The 13,491-nt window shown below is 70.5% G+C and carries 14 protein-coding genes; all 14 read right to left on the bottom strand.

Annotation, left to right across the window (positions count from 1 at the left end; translation table 11 throughout):
• Positions 1-3: 3 nt before the first annotated feature.
• Genes ACHFIV_RS10745 through ACHFIV_RS10680 form a run of 14 tightly spaced genes read right to left on the bottom strand, consistent with a single transcriptional unit; the run spans position 4 to position 13,231 of the window.
• On the bottom strand, positions 4-1,239 hold the full coding sequence (locus ACHFIV_RS10745; protein ID WP_398966136.1) for a lytic transglycosylase domain-containing protein: 1,236 nt from the start codon (positions 1,237-1,239) through the stop codon (positions 4-6).
• Between the two features lie 19 nt (positions 1,240-1,258).
• Positions 1,259-1,981, bottom strand: coding sequence for a hypothetical protein (locus tag ACHFIV_RS10740; protein ID WP_398966133.1), 723 nt, complete (start codon positions 1,979-1,981; stop codon positions 1,259-1,261).
• Positions 1,982-2,026: 45 nt separating this feature from the next.
• Entirely contained in the window at positions 2,027-2,557 is a 531-nt protein-coding gene (locus tag ACHFIV_RS10735) for a nuclear transport factor 2 family protein (RefSeq protein WP_398966130.1), read from the bottom strand.
• Positions 2,558-2,570: 13 nt separating this feature from the next.
• Positions 2,571-3,179 carry a hypothetical protein gene (locus ACHFIV_RS10730; RefSeq protein ID WP_398966128.1) on the bottom strand — a complete coding sequence of 203 codons (609 nt, stop codon included), beginning with the start codon at positions 3,177-3,179 and terminating at the stop codon, positions 2,571-2,573.
• Positions 3,176-3,697, bottom strand: a complete 522-nt coding sequence (locus tag ACHFIV_RS10725; protein WP_398966125.1) for a hypothetical protein — start codon at positions 3,695-3,697, stop codon at positions 3,176-3,178. The genes ACHFIV_RS10730 and ACHFIV_RS10725 overlap by 4 nt, the downstream gene beginning before the upstream one ends.
• Positions 3,694-4,950, bottom strand: coding sequence for an MCE family protein (locus ACHFIV_RS10720; RefSeq protein ID WP_398966123.1), 1,257 nt, complete (start codon positions 4,948-4,950; stop codon positions 3,694-3,696). Before ACHFIV_RS10720 ends, ACHFIV_RS10725 begins: the two co-directional genes overlap by 4 nt.
• Positions 4,950-6,098, bottom strand: coding sequence for an MCE family protein (locus tag ACHFIV_RS10715; RefSeq protein ID WP_398966121.1), 1,149 nt, complete (start codon positions 6,096-6,098; stop codon positions 4,950-4,952). The genes ACHFIV_RS10720 and ACHFIV_RS10715 overlap by 1 nt, the downstream gene beginning before the upstream one ends.
• On the bottom strand, positions 6,095-7,243 hold the full coding sequence (locus ACHFIV_RS10710; RefSeq protein ID WP_398966118.1) for an MCE family protein: 1,149 nt from the start codon (positions 7,241-7,243) through the stop codon (positions 6,095-6,097). Before ACHFIV_RS10710 ends, ACHFIV_RS10715 begins: the two co-directional genes overlap by 4 nt.
• Before the next feature lies 1 nt (position 7,244).
• Entirely contained in the window at positions 7,245-8,261 is a 1,017-nt protein-coding gene (locus ACHFIV_RS10705; RefSeq protein WP_398966117.1) for an MCE family protein, read from the bottom strand.
• Positions 8,258-9,289: an MCE family protein gene (locus tag ACHFIV_RS10700; RefSeq protein ID WP_398966114.1), complete on the bottom strand. Its 1,032-nt coding sequence runs from the start codon at positions 9,287-9,289 to the stop codon at positions 8,258-8,260. The genes ACHFIV_RS10705 and ACHFIV_RS10700 overlap by 4 nt, the downstream gene beginning before the upstream one ends.
• Complete coding sequence (locus tag ACHFIV_RS10695; protein WP_398966112.1) at positions 9,286-10,593, bottom strand: MCE family protein; 1,308 nt, start codon at positions 10,591-10,593, stop codon at positions 9,286-9,288. The genes ACHFIV_RS10700 and ACHFIV_RS10695 overlap by 4 nt, the downstream gene beginning before the upstream one ends.
• Complete coding sequence (locus ACHFIV_RS10690; protein ID WP_351280556.1) at positions 10,593-11,396, bottom strand: MlaE family ABC transporter permease; 804 nt, start codon at positions 11,394-11,396, stop codon at positions 10,593-10,595. The genes ACHFIV_RS10695 and ACHFIV_RS10690 overlap by 1 nt, the downstream gene beginning before the upstream one ends.
• 3 nt (positions 11,397-11,399) lie before the next feature.
• Positions 11,400-12,248: an MlaE family ABC transporter permease gene (locus ACHFIV_RS10685; RefSeq protein WP_398966109.1), complete on the bottom strand. Its 849-nt coding sequence runs from the start codon at positions 12,246-12,248 to the stop codon at positions 11,400-11,402.
• Positions 12,245-13,231 carry an ABC transporter ATP-binding protein gene (locus tag ACHFIV_RS10680; RefSeq protein WP_398966106.1) on the bottom strand — a complete coding sequence of 329 codons (987 nt, stop codon included), beginning with the start codon at positions 13,229-13,231 and terminating at the stop codon, positions 12,245-12,247. The genes ACHFIV_RS10685 and ACHFIV_RS10680 overlap by 4 nt, the downstream gene beginning before the upstream one ends.
• Positions 13,232-13,491: the final 260 nt, after the last annotated feature.

Raw genomic sequence — 13,491 nt, 5'->3', positions numbered from 1 at the left:
CCGTCAGGCGGTGGAGGTGGGACACGGCTCGTCGGTGGGGGCGGCGGTCTCCTCCACGGGGGCGGCGGGGCAGCCGGGACCGGTGGGGCCGGGGTCCGGGTCGGGTGACGCCGTCGGGTCCGGCGTCGGGGTCGGGCCGGGTGTCGTGGTCGGGTCCGGAGAGGCCGTCGGGTCCGTGGGGCCGCTGTCGGTGGGTTCGGGGCCGGGGCCCGGGTCCGTGGGGGTCGGAGATCCGCCGGGGCCGGGACTGCCGGAGTCCGTCGGACGGGGTGTGGGGGTGGGGGTGGGGCTCGGAGAGGTGGAGGGGGAGGGAACCGGTGAGCCGCTGGGCTGCGGGCCGACGATGATGCCGCCCCCGCCGCGGCCGGGGCTGCCCGGGCCTCCGACCGGGGCTTGGGGCGCGTGAGGGCTTCCCGCACCGGGGCTCCTCGGTACCACCCCCTCGCCGTCCGCCACGGGGTGGGCGCCCTTGCGGTAGAACTCCAGCCAGGACAGGACCGTGTGCAGGTACGTGGACGAGTGGTTGTAGCTGAGGACGGCGCGGTCGAGGTCCCCCCTCACCGACAGGTCCCGTGGCCCCGCACAGAGGTAATGGCCGGCGGCGAGTGCCGCGTCGGCGATGTTGTCCGGGTCCTCGCGCCCGTCCGCGTTGCCGTCCCTCCCCCAGCGCGCCCAGGTCGACGGGATGAACTGCATCGGGCCGACGGCTCGGTCGTGGCGGATGTCGCCGTCGTACACCCCGCCGTCCGTGTCCGGGATGTCGGCGAAGCCCGCTCCGTCGAGGACGGGGCCGAGGATCGGTGTGAGGGTGGTCCCCGCGGCGTCCACCCGTCCCCCGCTCGCGTGGCCGGACTCCACCTTGCCGATGGCCGCGAGCAACTGCCAGGGCAGGCGGCAGCCGGGGTCGGTCCTGCCGACGGTGCTCTCGGCCTTGCGGTAGGCGGCGAGGACGGTGGCGGGGATGCCCGCCTCGGCCCGCGACCGGACGACTGCCGGGCCGGGCTGCTCCCCCTTGCTCCTCGGCGGCTCCGGTGACTCCAGGGGCGGCAGTTCGGTGTGGTAGCTGTCGTCGTTGGGGACCTCGGTCCAGGTGACGTCGTCCGAGGCGACGTTCTTCATGTCGCCGGCCGCGCCGTCGCCGACGAGTCCGGGGGCCTGGGACGCGGTGAGCGCCGCCATGGCGGCGACAGCGGTCGCCGTGCCGGTGAGCCGGCGGCGCATGGTTCCGTCGAGCCTCATGGGTCCTGCCTCTCCTGGATCATCGCGTGAACGTGTCGATGGCCGCGATCCGCCAGGTGTCACCGCGGCGGACCGCGTCCACGGCGAACATGGCGGCCGCGTAGGTCGTCTCCTCCTCCTCGCCCGTACGGGTGTTGCTCTGGTCGGCGAAGACCAGCAGCCGGGCCCGGGCGCCGTCGAGGTGTTCCACGCCGCTCTCGGTGACGGTCGTGGTGAGCACGAGTTTCTGCTTCGGCGCCTGTGCGCGTACGTCGGCGAGCATGTCCTTGTGCTGCTGGACGGCCTTACCCGTCAGATGCTTGCGGGCGGCCAGGTCGGCCTTCGCGGGCGCGGCGTAGTTGTAGGAGAAGACCGCGCCGACCGCGTCGGCGATCTGTCCTTTGACCTCGCTCGTCCGGCTGATGTCGGTGAGGGCCGTGTTCTGCCGGGTGGGGTCGTCGCGCAGCTCCGCGGCGGAGGTCGACGACCATGCGGCGAAGGCGCCGAGGAGGACGGTCGCCGCGCACAGCACGGCGGGCAGCCGGACTCGGACGCGCGGCGGCATGGCGCGGGACGGCGTGTCGTCCTCGTCGTGATCGCCGGCGCTGTTCCCGGGCCCGGCTGGGGCCGTCGTGTCGGGTGGGCGCGACTCGTGCTCGGCGGGGGTGTGATCCGGGCGTGCCGCGTCGCGCGGCGGTGCGGTCGTCGCCGCGACGACGGCCAGTCGGCGGCGGCGGTTGACGAGGTGTCGGGTCGTCGACATGCGGGGTCCTCCCAGGGGCCGGGGTGGCGGGGCGGTGTGCGGGGGTCAGCCGGCGGTGTTGCCGACGGGCGCCTGTCCGAGTGCGCTGAGCTTCCACCCCTGCGAGGTGCGGGTCAGCTGCCCGAGCATCCGGCTCTCCTTCACCGCCGGCTTCCCCTCCGGAGCGGTCACCGTGACACGGAGTGCCACCATCACCCCCGCCCTGCCGGCGCGGTCGTCGAGCTCGGTCACCGCGCCCGACAGGATCCTGGCCGTGCTGACGGTCCTGGCGGACTCGATCTGCTCGACGAACGCGTCGCGGCCGTCGACGAGTTGCTCGTGCAGTTCGCCGGTGGTCGATTCCTCCCAGCTGTCGAGCCCCTCCTCCACCCGTGCGTGGTCGAGTGTGTTCATGTTCTGCACGGCCTGCTTCCCCGCGGCCAGCGCGTCGTCGCGCGCCTCGGCGTAGGCCGCCGAGTCGTCGTGTGCCGCGTCGTAGCGCGACCAGCCGCCCCAGCCCGCCGCGCCGGCCGCCGCGACCGTCAGCACGACCGCCGCCACCACCAGCGGATTGCCCGTCGTCCGTACCCGTGCCATTGGTGCCTCTCCCCTACCTGGAGGTGATGTCGACGATGACCCAGCGGCCGCCGCGCAGTTCCGCCGTCACCGAGAGCTGGGCCGCCGCCGTGGTGGCGGCCTTCCCCTCGCGCTCGTACACCTGGTCGAGGAAGACGAGCAGATGGGCGCTGCCGGTGCCGAGCCGGGTGACTCCCGTGCGTACGGCCTGCGAGGTGAGCGTGAGTTCCTGGTCGGCCGCCTGCTTCTCGACCTGGCCGAACAGGGCCGCGTACTGCCGGAGCGCGTCGCCCGCGAGGAGGCGTTTCGCCGACTCCTTGGTGGCCGCGGTGCCCTGCGGGCTGTACGAGAAGACCTTGCCCAGCGCGCTGCTGACGTCGCCGACGACCCGGGCCGTCTCCGCCGTGTCCGTCAGCGCGCGGTTCGACGTGGCCGGGGTGTCACGCAACTGCCGTGCCTTGACGGACAGGACGGCGCCGGTGGCCAGCAGGGCGACGACCAGCGCCGCCGCGAGGACGCGGCGCCATACGGTGCGGCGGGGCTCGCCCGGCTCCTCAGGGTCGGTTCCACCGTCCCGGACGTCCGCGTCAGGTCCTGGTGCCGAGGGGGCGTCCTCCACCGTGGTGCCTCCGGTCCGTCTCATCCGCCGCTCCCCACCGGTATCGCGTCCAGTGCCTTGATCTTCCAGCCGTCCCCGGTGCGGACCAGAGCCGCCTCGAAGCGTTTGCGCTCCGTGCCTCCCGCGCCGGTGCGCGGCGTCACCTCGATGTCCACGGTGGCGATCAGGGCCGCCGTGCCGGCCCGTGCGTCCAGGGCGGTGAGCGCCGCGTCGGTGACCTTGCCGCGTGCCGTGGCCCCGGACGCGGTGAGCTCCGCGGTGTCCTTCTTCCGCGTGCTCTCCAGCCGGTCACGCAGCGGCCCGGTGGAGGCGTCGAGCCATGCCGCGAGCCCGGACCTCACGCTCGCGGGGCTCCTGCCGTCCATGCTGTTCAGCCGCGTCAGGTCCCTCCTGCCGTCGGCGATCGCCGCGTCCCGTGCCTTGGCGAACGCCAGCGAGTCGTCGCCGCGCGCCCGCGCGTAGGACCAGCCGCCGAGACCGCAGACCAGCACGGCCACGAGCAGGACGGCCCATCCGCTCACGCTCCTGGTACGGGCGTTCACGCGCCACCTCCCAGGCCGAGCAGCCCTGCCATGCCCTCGGGCGCGTGCCCGGTGCCTCCGGTGGCACCGAGGGCACCGGGCAGCCCGCCGCCGTCCGTGCCGCTGAGCACCGACCCGGGTACGGCCGGTTCCGGCACGCCGCCGCCCTCGGGCGCGTTGGCACTGCCGCGGACGTTGATGCCGCTGCCCGGCGGGGAGGCGCAGCGCGCGGCGGTGTTGACCGCCGGGGCTGCCGAGAGGTCCTTGCCGGGGCGGTAGGTGGTGGAGCCGTATCCGGCGGTGCAGGGAAGCGGTTCGAAGAAGGTGACGGACATCCCGAACCGGGCCTCCCCGTCCTCGTCGATGATGCTCGCTCCGGCGGCCGCCACCGCCGGCACCTTCACCAGCAACTCCTCCAGGCCCCGCTGCCGGGTGACGGCGACCTCGGACGTCGTGAGGAGGTTGGCGACGACGACTCCGAAACCGGGTTCGAGGTCGCGCAGGAGGCCGCTGATCTGTGCGGTGGCAGCCGGTGCCGTCGCGATCAGCCGGCGCAGGTCGGCGTCGGATCCCTTCAGCTCGGCGGCGAGTTCCTCCGCCCCGGACGCGAAGCCCTTGAGCGCCTCACCCTGTTCGGCCTGGGTGCGCAGGACCGTCTCGCCGTCCGCCATCAGTCTGGTGGTGGTCGGCAGGGCCTCGTCGGCGGCGTCGACGAACTCGCTGCCCGTGTCGAGCAGGACCTGGAGGTCGTCGCCGCGCCCCTCGAACGCCGCGCCGAACTCCTCGACGACGGTGCGCAGGGCTTCTGCGTCCACGGAGGCGGTGAGGTCGTTGACGCTGGTGAGGACGTCGGTGACGGGCGCGGGGACGGTGGTGTCGGCCTGGTCGATGACCGACCCGTTCTCCAGGAAGGGGCCGTCCTTGCGGGTGGGCCGCAGGTCGATGTACTGCTCGCCCACCGCGGAGAGGCTGGCGACGACGGCTTGCAGGCTGTCGGGGATGCGCGGCGCGTCGTTCTCGATGCGCAACTCGGCCTCGACGCCGTCGTCGGTGAGTTCGATCGGCCCGACCCGGCCGACGGACACGCCCCGGTAGGTGATGTTCGAGTGCGTGAACAGCCCACCGGTCTGGGGAAGCTGGACCGTCACGGTGTAGTAGCCGCGCAGTCCCACGTAGTGGCCGAGGTCGGCGTAGCGGACGCCCAGGTAGCCGAGGACGAGCACCGCGATGATCAGGAAGGCGATGTTCTTGAGCCGGGTGGCGAGCGTGATCATCAGCGGGTCACCTCCGTGCCCGGTCCGGTGACCGACGGGAGGGGCAGCGGCAGCGCCGGTGCGGACTTCTGCCGGCTGCCGGCCGCCGGAGGGGCTTCGGGGGTGAGCGCGGGGATGATCTGCGTGCCGGGCATGGCGGTGACGTCCAGGTAGACGTTGAGGTAGTCGCCCTTGACCCCGCGCAGCACCTCGTCGGTGAACGGGTAGGTGAGCAGCACCTGCAGGGAGTCGGGCAGGTCGTCCCCCGAGTCCGCGAGCGCGGTGAGGGTGGGGGCCAGGGCCTTGAGATCGGCGATCATGTCCGCCTTGCTCTTGTTGACCGTGTCGACGGCGACGGTGGAGAGCGTGTCGAGCGAGCGGAGCATCGTGAGGAGCGATCCGCGCTGCTTCTCCAGGACCTTCAGGCCCGGGCTGAGGCCCGTGAGTACGGTTCCGACGTCCTGCTTCCTGGTGGCGAGGGTGGCGGCGAGCCGGTTGACGCCGTCGAGCGCCTCGGTGATGTCCTTCTTGTGGGCGTCCAGGTTGGTGACCAGCGTGTCGACGCGGCTCAGCATCGAACGGACCTGGGGTTCCCGTCCGGCCAGTGCCTTGTTGAGTTCGGTGGTGATGGTCTTCAGCTGGGCGACCCCGCCGCCGTTGAGGAGCATGGACAGGGCGCCGAAGACCTCCTCGACCTCGGGGTTGCGGTTGGTGCGGACGAGCGGGATCAGGTCGCCGTCGGAGAGCGCGCCTCTGGCCGTCCCGTCGGCGGGCGGCGAGAGCTGGACGTACTTCTCGCCGAGGAGGCTGGACTGTTCGAGGTGGGCGTAGGCGTTGGCCGGCATCCTGATCTTTCCGTTGACCCGCATGGTCACCTTCGCGGTCCAGCTGCCCGGGGTGAGGGAGATCCTGGTGACCCGCCCGACGGCCACGTCGTTGACCTTGACGGACGACTGCGGTGCGAGGCTGAGGACGTCCCCGAACTCGGCGGTGATCTCGTAGGGGTGGTCGCCGAGGTCTGCTCCGCCCGGCAGCGGCATCTGGTCGATGCCCGAGAACGACGGCAGGCCGGTGGTCGTGGCGACGAGTGCGAAGCAGACACCCGCGGCGGCCAGGGCGCCGAGGCCCGCGACCGTGCGGGTGCCGGGTCTGCGCGGGGCGGGGGTCATCGGCCCGCCTCCTTCTTCTGTCCCGTACCGGACTCCTTCTCCGTGGCTGCCGTACCCGCGGGGGTGCCGTAGACGGTGCCGACCACGGGCAGCGGGAGGACGGGCAGTGCCTTGCGCCGGGTGGCGTCCGCAGGGGACAGCCCTGCGAGGCCGGCGGTACCGGTGCCGGGCTCCATGAGAGGGCCGCCCATGGACAGCTCGTTGAGGTTCGTCCGCCCGTTGAGGGTGCGGTTGGCCGGGTCGTAGGCGTTGAGTACGTTGCCGGCCGCGAGCGGCAGCGTGTCCAGCGACTCGGCGAGCGAGGCGCGCTGGTCGACCAGGGTCCGGGTGAGCGGCACCAGGAGGTCCACGTTCTTCTTGAGGGCGCCCCGGTTCTTCTGGATGAAGCTCTTGACCTGGCCGAGTGCGGTGCCGAGCTCCTTCAGTGCCGCGCTGAGGTTCTCCTTGTCGTCGGCGAGGAAGCCGGTGACGGAGTTGAGCTGCTGCTCGGCGGTCCGCACGTCGCCGTCCTTCTCCTTCAGCATGGTGGTGAAGGTCTGGAGGTAGGACAGCGTGTCGAAGAGGTTGCCGCTGCTCCTGTCGAGCGTCTTCGTCGCCTTGCCGAACTGTTCGATGGAGTCCCCGATGGCCTCTCCGTTGCCCTTGAGATTCTCGGAGCCCGTCTTCAGGAGTTCGGAGAGCGCCCCGTCGGTGTTGGCTCCGTCGGGGCCGAGCGCCGTGGAGAGCTCCGTGATCGACTCGTAGAGCTGGTCGACCTCGATGGGCGTGGCGTTGTTCGCGGCGGGCAGGACGGCGCCGCCTTCCAGCCGCGCTCCTCCGGTGTAGGCCGGAGCGAGCTGGACGTAGCGGTCGGCGACGAGGCTGGGGGCGACGACCAGGGCGTGCGCGTCGGCGGGGACCTGCACTCCCTCGTCGATCCGCAGGGTGACCCGGACCTCGTCGCCGCGCGGTCGCACCGACTCGACGGTGCCCACCTTCACCCCGAGGATCCGCAGGTCCGACCCGGGGTACACGCCGGTGGCCTGGTCGAAGTAGGCGGTGATGGTGGTCGTTCCCTCCTGGTCCAGGGCTGTCACGCCCGAGCCGACGGCCACCGCCACGACGGCGAGTCCGGCTCCGATGCCGATGATGCGGGTGCGTCTCATCTCAGCGGCCCCCCTGTTTCGGCGGCATGCAGTCGTTCCTCGGGGGCGTGTCCTTCGGCAGGTAGCTCTTCGGCACGACCCCGCAGACGTAGTTGTCGAACCAGCGCCCGTTGCCGAGGGTGTTGCCGACGAGCCGGTTGTAGGTACCGGCCATGGAGAGCACCTTGTCGAGGCTCTTGCGGTTCTTGACCAGGACGGTGGTGACCCGCCCCAGCGAGTCCAGGGTGGGCTGCAGTTGCTTGTTGTTGTCGGTGACGAGACCGGTCAGCTGGGTGCCGAGGTCACGGGTGCCGGTGAGCAGCAGGTGGATGGAGTCGCGCCGGGCCTGGATCTCCCCGAGGAGCAGGTTGCCGTCCTCCAGCAGGGTCTCGAAGCTGCTCTTCTTCTTGGCGAGCGTCCTGGTGAGCTGTTTGCTGCCCTTCAGGAGGGTGGCGAGTTGCGCGTCGCGCGCGGAGACCGTCTTCGACAGTGCGGAGAGCCCTTCCGCCGCGCTGCGTACGTCGGGTGGCGAGTCCTTGAAGGTGTCCGAGATCGTCTCGAAGCTCTGGGCGAGCTGCGCGGTGTCGATCTCCTCGATGGTCTCGCCCAGCCCGTTGAACGCCTGGGTGACGTCGTACGGGGAGGTCGTACGGCTCGACGTGATGCGGGAGTCCGGGTCCTGCGGGGCGTTGCCGAGTGGATCGACGGCGAGGTACTTGTCGCCCAGGAGGGTCTTGATGGCGATGCCGACGGTGGAGGAGTTGCCGATCCAGGCGTCCCGCACCGTGAAGTCGACCTTCACCTTGGCGCCGTCGAGGGAGACACCGGTGACCTCTCCGACCTTCACACCGGCGATCCGCACCTCGTCACCCGCGTCCAGCCCGGCGGATTCGGTGAAGTCGGCGCTGTAGGCGGTGCCACCACCGACGAAGGGCAGGGCGTCGGCCCGGTAGGCGGCGAGGCCGACGAGGGCCAGGACGACGAGTCCGATGACGCCGATGGCGACGGGGTTGCGCTCCCGTACGGGCTTGATCCTCATCCGGTGCACCTCGATCCGCCGATGGTGATGCCCGTGGGCGGGGCGCTGCCGTCCTCGGTCGTCACTCCCTCGACCCTCGCCTCGCAGAGATAGAGGTTGAGCCAGGAGCCGTAGGAGGTGAGGCGGGTGATCGCCTCCATCTTGGCGGGCGTCCTCTCCAGGAAGCTCTCGATCTTCGGTGCGTTCTCGTCGAGCTGTCCGGTGAGCCTGCCGAGCTCCGCGATGTCCTTCTTCAGGGGCGCGCGGCCGTCCTGGAGGAGGTCCGCGGTGACGGTGGTCAGCGCCCCCATCGCCGTCACGGCCTCACCGAGCGGCTTGCGGTCGCCCGAGAATCCCTTGACGAGTTTCTCGAGGGTGACGACGAGGTCGTCGAATCCTGCCTCACGGTCGTTGACGGTCGTGAGAACCGTGTTGAGGTTCTTGATCACCTCTCCGATCACCTTGTCCTTGGCCGCGACGGTGCCGGTCAGCGAGCCGACGTGGGAGAGGATGCTGTCGACGGTGCCGCCCTCGCCCTGGAGCACCTGCACGATGGAGCCCGCGAGTTGGTTGACGTCCGGCGGGGAGAGACCTTCGAAGAGGGGCTGGAAGCCGTTGAAGAGCTGGGTGAGGTCGAGGGCGGGCGTGGTCCGTGAGAGCGGGATCGTCGCGCCGGACCGGAAGGTCGCCCCCACGGGCCCCGCCCCCTGGTCGAGGTCGACGTAGCGCTGGCCGACCATGTTGAGGTACTTGATCGACGCGGTCACCGAGGCCGGCAGCTTGCGGCCCTTGCGTACGGCGAAGCCCACCTCGGCCTGCCGTCTGTCGGCGACGCGGATGGACTCGACCTGCCCGACCTTGACGCCGGCGATCCGGACGCTGTCGCCGACGACGAGCCCGGTGGCGTCGGTGAACCTCGCCTTGTACGAGGTGGTGTCGCCGACGCCGGTGTTGGCGATGGAGAGGGCCAGGACCGTGGTGGCCAGCACGGTCACCACGACGAAGACGAGGGATTTCGCGAGCGGTCCCGCGAGGGAGCGGCGCTTCACTTGAGCTTCACCTCCGCGCCGCGGAAGGCCGGACCGATGAGCACACTGCTCCAGTCGGGCAGGGACTGCGGCTGGACATCGAGTGAGGGGGCGACGAGTTCGTTGACGAGCCGGCTCTCCTGGGGAGAGTTCGGCATGCCGAGCGCGCCGCCGGCCGCGGCCGGGGCGGCAGCCGTCTCCGCGATCTCGCCCGGATCATGTGCCGGGGCGGGGGCCTTGCGCGCGTCGGCGGTCGGGGACGCCTTGCCGGTGTACGGCACCGAGTAGCAGTGCGGACCGCCGGTCGCGTCGTAGACCGGGGTGTCCTTGCCGGCCACGTACTTGCCCTTGGACTTCACGGACTTGACTGTGACGTGGAGCCCTGGCTCGTCGGTTCCCTTGCCGAGCGCCTTGTCCATGGCGGGGACGAAGCCCGCCATGGTGCGCAGGGTGCAGGGGAACGCGTCGGAGTACTCCGCGAGGAGTTCGAGTGTCGGGCGGCCCGAGGCGGAGAGGCGGATGAGGTTGTCCTTGTTCTTCCGCAGGAAGGCGGTGACGTCGTTCGCGGAGGCGGTGGTGGAGCCGTACAGGCCGGCGAGCTCCGCCTGTTGCTCGGCGATCGTGCCGCTGGTGGTGGTGAAGTCGGTGAGGGCGTCCAGGACGTCGGGCGCCGCGTCCGCGTAGAGGTGGCTCACCTTGACGAGTTCCTTGATGTCCGCGTTCAGGGTCGGGAGTTGTGGGTTGAACTCCTTGAGGTGCGCGTCGAGGGTGACCAGGGTGTCGCCGAGCTTCTCGCCCCGCCCGGCGAGCGCCTGGGAGACGGCGCCCAGGGTCGCGGCGAGCTTCTCCGGTTTGACGGCGGTCAGCATCGGCAGGACGTTGTCGAGGACCTCCTCCAGCTCGATCGCGTTGCTTGAACGGTCCTGCGGGATCACCGCCCCCGCGCGCAGGGTCTCCGCGGACGGGACGGCGGGGGGCACGAGGGCGACGAACCGCTCCCCGAAGAGGGTGGTCGGCAGCATCTGCGCGGTGACGTCGGCCGGGATCCGCTCGAGCCGGTCCGGCTGGATCGCGAGGGTGAGTCGGGCCCCGTCGCCTTCGGCCGCGATGTGGCGCACCTCGCCGATCACGACGCCGCGCAGCTTCACCTCGGCGTTGTCGTGCATCTCGTTGCCGACACTGCCGGTGCGCACGGTCACCGTGGCGTCATCGGTGAAGTCCTTCTCGTACACGGAGACCGACAGCCATACGAGGACGGCGGGCACCAGCACGAAGGCCACACCGGCGAGTCTGCGGCGCACCGTCTGCGCCGTCGGGGAAGTCATCAGCCGGCCACCTTCACCGTTGTCGTCGCGCCCCAGATGGCGAGCGAGAGGAAGAAGTCGGTGACGCTGATGAGCACGATGGCGTTGCGCACCGACCGGCCGACGGCCACGCCCACACCGGCGGGGCCACCGGTCGCGTGGAAGCCGTAGTAGCAGTGGGCGAGGATCACCAGCACGCTGAAGATCAGCACCTTGAGCACCGACAGCAGGACGTCGTCCGGGGAGAGGAAGAGATTGAAGTAGTGGTCGTAGGTGCCCGCGGACTGTCCGTTGAAGAGGACGGTGATGTAGCGGGAGGCGAGGTAGGAGGAGAGCAGTCCGATCGCGTACAGCGGGATGATGGCGACGACGCCGGCGATGATCCTCGTCGTGACCAGGTAGGGCATGGAGCGCACCCCCATCGCTTCGAGGGCGTCGACCTCCTCGTTGATCCGCATGGCGCCGAGCTGGGCGGTGAAGCCGGCGCCGACGGTCGCGGAGAGGGCGAGGCCCGCGACGAGCGGGGCGATCTCGCGGGTGTTGAAGTAGGCGGAGATGAAACCGGTGAAGGCGGAGGTGCCGATCTGGTCGAGGGCCGCGTAACCCTGGAGGCCGACGACGGAGCCGGTGGCGAGGGTCATCGCGATCATCACGCCGATGGTTCCGCCGATGACACCCAGGCCGCCGCTGCCGAAGGCGACCTCGGCCAGGAGCCGCTGCACCTCCTTGAGGTAGCGGCGCAGCGTCCTCGGGATCCAGACCAGGGCCCGTACGTAGAAGGTGAGCTGTTCGCCGGAGCGGTCCAGCCAGCCGAGCATCGACATCCCTCAGCCCCCCTTCGGGGGGACGATCTGCAGGTAGATCGCCGTGAGGACCATGTTGACGGCGAACAGCAGCATGAAGGTGATGACGACGGACTGGTTGACCGCGTCCCCGACGCCCTTGGGGCCGCCGCGCGGGTTCAGCCCCCGGTAGGAGGCGACGATGCCCGCGATGAAGCCGAAGATGAGTGCCTTGAGTTCGCCGATGTACAGGTCGGGCAGCTGGGCGAGGGCGGAGAAGCTGGCGAGGTAGGCACCGGGTGTCCCGCCCTGCATGATCACGTTGAAGAAGTAGCCGCCGAGCGTGCCGACCACGGAGACCAGCCCGTTGAGCAGGACGGCGACGAACATGGTGGCCAGCACACGCGGGACGACGAGGCGCTGGATGGGCGAGACGCCCATGACCTCCATCGCGTCGAGCTCCTCGCGGATCTTCCGTGAGCCGAGGTCGGCGCAGATGGCGGAGCCGGCCGCCCCCGCGATCAGCAGCGCCACGATGAGCGGGCTCGCCTGCTGGATGACGGCGAGGACGCTGGCGCCGCCGGTGAAGGACTGGGCGCCGAGCTGCTCGGTGAGGGAGCCGACCTGGAGGGCGATGACGGCGCCGAACGGGATGGAGACGAGCGCCGCCGGCAGGATGGTGACGCTGGCGACGAACCAGAACTGCTCGATGAACTCCCGTAACTGGAAGGGCCGGCGGAAGACGGCGCGGGAGACCGCCAGGGCGAGCGCGAACAGCTGGCCGGTGTGGCGCAGCGGGGCGAGGAGCCTGGAGGGCGGCTTCTGCCGCGGCGCCTCCTCGCGGATCTCTCCGGAGTCCGGCCCGGGCGGCCGTACGGGCAGCGGCGCCGTCATCGTCGCCCACCGTCCGCAGTCGGTGTGTAGCTGTTCAGGATCGCGGTGCGTGCGGCCTCCGGCAGCTGGCCCATCATGGCCACGACCCGCTCCCGGCGGCGCAGGGCCGCCTGGCGTACGGGCATTCCGGCCGAGGGCTCCAGCTGCGGGACGACGGTGCGCGGGGTGGCGTGGCCGTGACCGTCGCCGTTCGTCCGCTCGGCGGCCAGGGTGGCCGCGTCCTTCTCCTCGGACATGCCGATGGGTCCCTCGCGTCGGCCGGCGAGGAACTGGGAGACCACCGGCATGTCGCTGGTGAGCAGCACCTCGCGGGGCCCGAAGGTGACGAGGTTGCGGCAGAACAGCATCCCCATGTTGTCGGGCACGGTGGCCGCGATGTCGAGGTTGTGGGTGACGATGAGCATCGTCGCGTCGATCTGGGCGTTGAGATCGATGAGGAGCTGCGAGAGGTAGGCGGTGCGTACGGGATCGAGTCCGGAGTCCGGCTCGTCGCAGAGGATGATCTGCGGGTCCAGGACGAGGGCACGGGCCAGTCCGGCGCGCTTGCGCATACCGCCGGATATCTCGCCCGGCAGCTTCCCTTCCGCGCCCAGCAGCCCCACGATGTCGATCCGTTCCATGACGATGCGCCGGATCTCGGATTCCTTCTTGCGGGTGTGCTCACGCAGCGGGAAGGCGATGTTGTCGAAGAGCGACATCGATCCGAAGAGGGCACCGTCCTGGAACATGAGCCCGAACAGCTTCCGGGTCTCCATGATCTCCCGCTCGGGGCTGTTGACCATGTCGACGCCGTTGATGAGGACACGGCCCTGTTCCGGCTTCAGCAGCCCGATGATGGATTTCAGGAACACGGTCTTGCCGGTCCCGGAAGGGCCGAGCATGACGCTCACCTCACCGGCCGGCAGCGTGAGGCTGACGTCCTGCCAGATGTTCTGTCGGCCGAAGGATTTCGTCAGGCCTTCGACGACTACTTCGATTCCCATCGGCCCTCCCTCGAAGTGGTGGTGAACGACGTCATTTTCAGCACTCCGGCTCCGGTAAACGCAGGGACGGCTCGTCGCACATGCACCAGGAGGCGCACGTTATGTCCGTCGAATCCGCCAGGACAAGCCGTTGAACAGCGGGAATCGCCGGTAGTCGATCTCCGGGTGGATCACTTGTCACCGAATGACAAACCCGACGGGCGGCTTTGTCCGATTCTGCGCAAGCTCTCCGGTTCCACCGGAGTCCCGCGGCCCAGAGG

The sequence above is a fragment of the Streptomyces sp. ALB3 genome, assembly GCF_044385685.1.
Classification (GTDB): Bacteria; Actinomycetota; Actinomycetes; order Streptomycetales; family Streptomycetaceae; genus Streptomyces.
Note: the sequence above shows the minus strand (reverse complement) of the source record. Positions and strands in the feature narration are given on the sequence as shown.

Coding starts and splice junctions, on each gene's coding strand:
- ACHFIV_RS10730 (WP_398966128.1), bottom strand. CDS start 3,179: ATGAGACGGACCGGAGGCACCACGGTGGAGGACGCCCCCTCGGCACCA.
- ACHFIV_RS10740 (WP_398966133.1), bottom strand. CDS start 1,981: ATGTCGACGACCCGACACCTCGTCAACCGCCGCCGCCGACTGGCCGTC.
- ACHFIV_RS10745 (WP_398966136.1), bottom strand. CDS start 1,239: ATGAGGCTCGACGGAACCATGCGCCGCCGGCTCACCGGCACGGCGACC.
- ACHFIV_RS10705 (WP_398966117.1), bottom strand. CDS start 8,261: ATGAGGATCAAGCCCGTACGGGAGCGCAACCCCGTCGCCATCGGCGTC.
- ACHFIV_RS10710 (WP_398966118.1), bottom strand. CDS start 7,243: ATGAGACGCACCCGCATCATCGGCATCGGAGCCGGACTCGCCGTCGTG.
- ACHFIV_RS10695 (WP_398966112.1), bottom strand. CDS start 10,593: ATGACTTCCCCGACGGCGCAGACGGTGCGCCGCAGACTCGCCGGTGTG.
- ACHFIV_RS10715 (WP_398966121.1), bottom strand. CDS start 6,098: ATGACCCCCGCCCCGCGCAGACCCGGCACCCGCACGGTCGCGGGCCTC.
- ACHFIV_RS10690 (WP_351280556.1), bottom strand. CDS start 11,396: ATGTCGATGCTCGGCTGGCTGGACCGCTCCGGCGAACAGCTCACCTTC.
- ACHFIV_RS10680 (WP_398966106.1), bottom strand. CDS start 13,231: ATGGGAATCGAAGTAGTCGTCGAAGGCCTGACGAAATCCTTCGGCCGA.
- ACHFIV_RS10735 (WP_398966130.1), bottom strand. CDS start 2,557: ATGGCACGGGTACGGACGACGGGCAATCCGCTGGTGGTGGCGGCGGTC.
- ACHFIV_RS10685 (WP_398966109.1), bottom strand. CDS start 12,248: ATGACGGCGCCGCTGCCCGTACGGCCGCCCGGGCCGGACTCCGGAGAG.
- ACHFIV_RS10720 (WP_398966123.1), bottom strand. CDS start 4,950: ATGATCACGCTCGCCACCCGGCTCAAGAACATCGCCTTCCTGATCATC.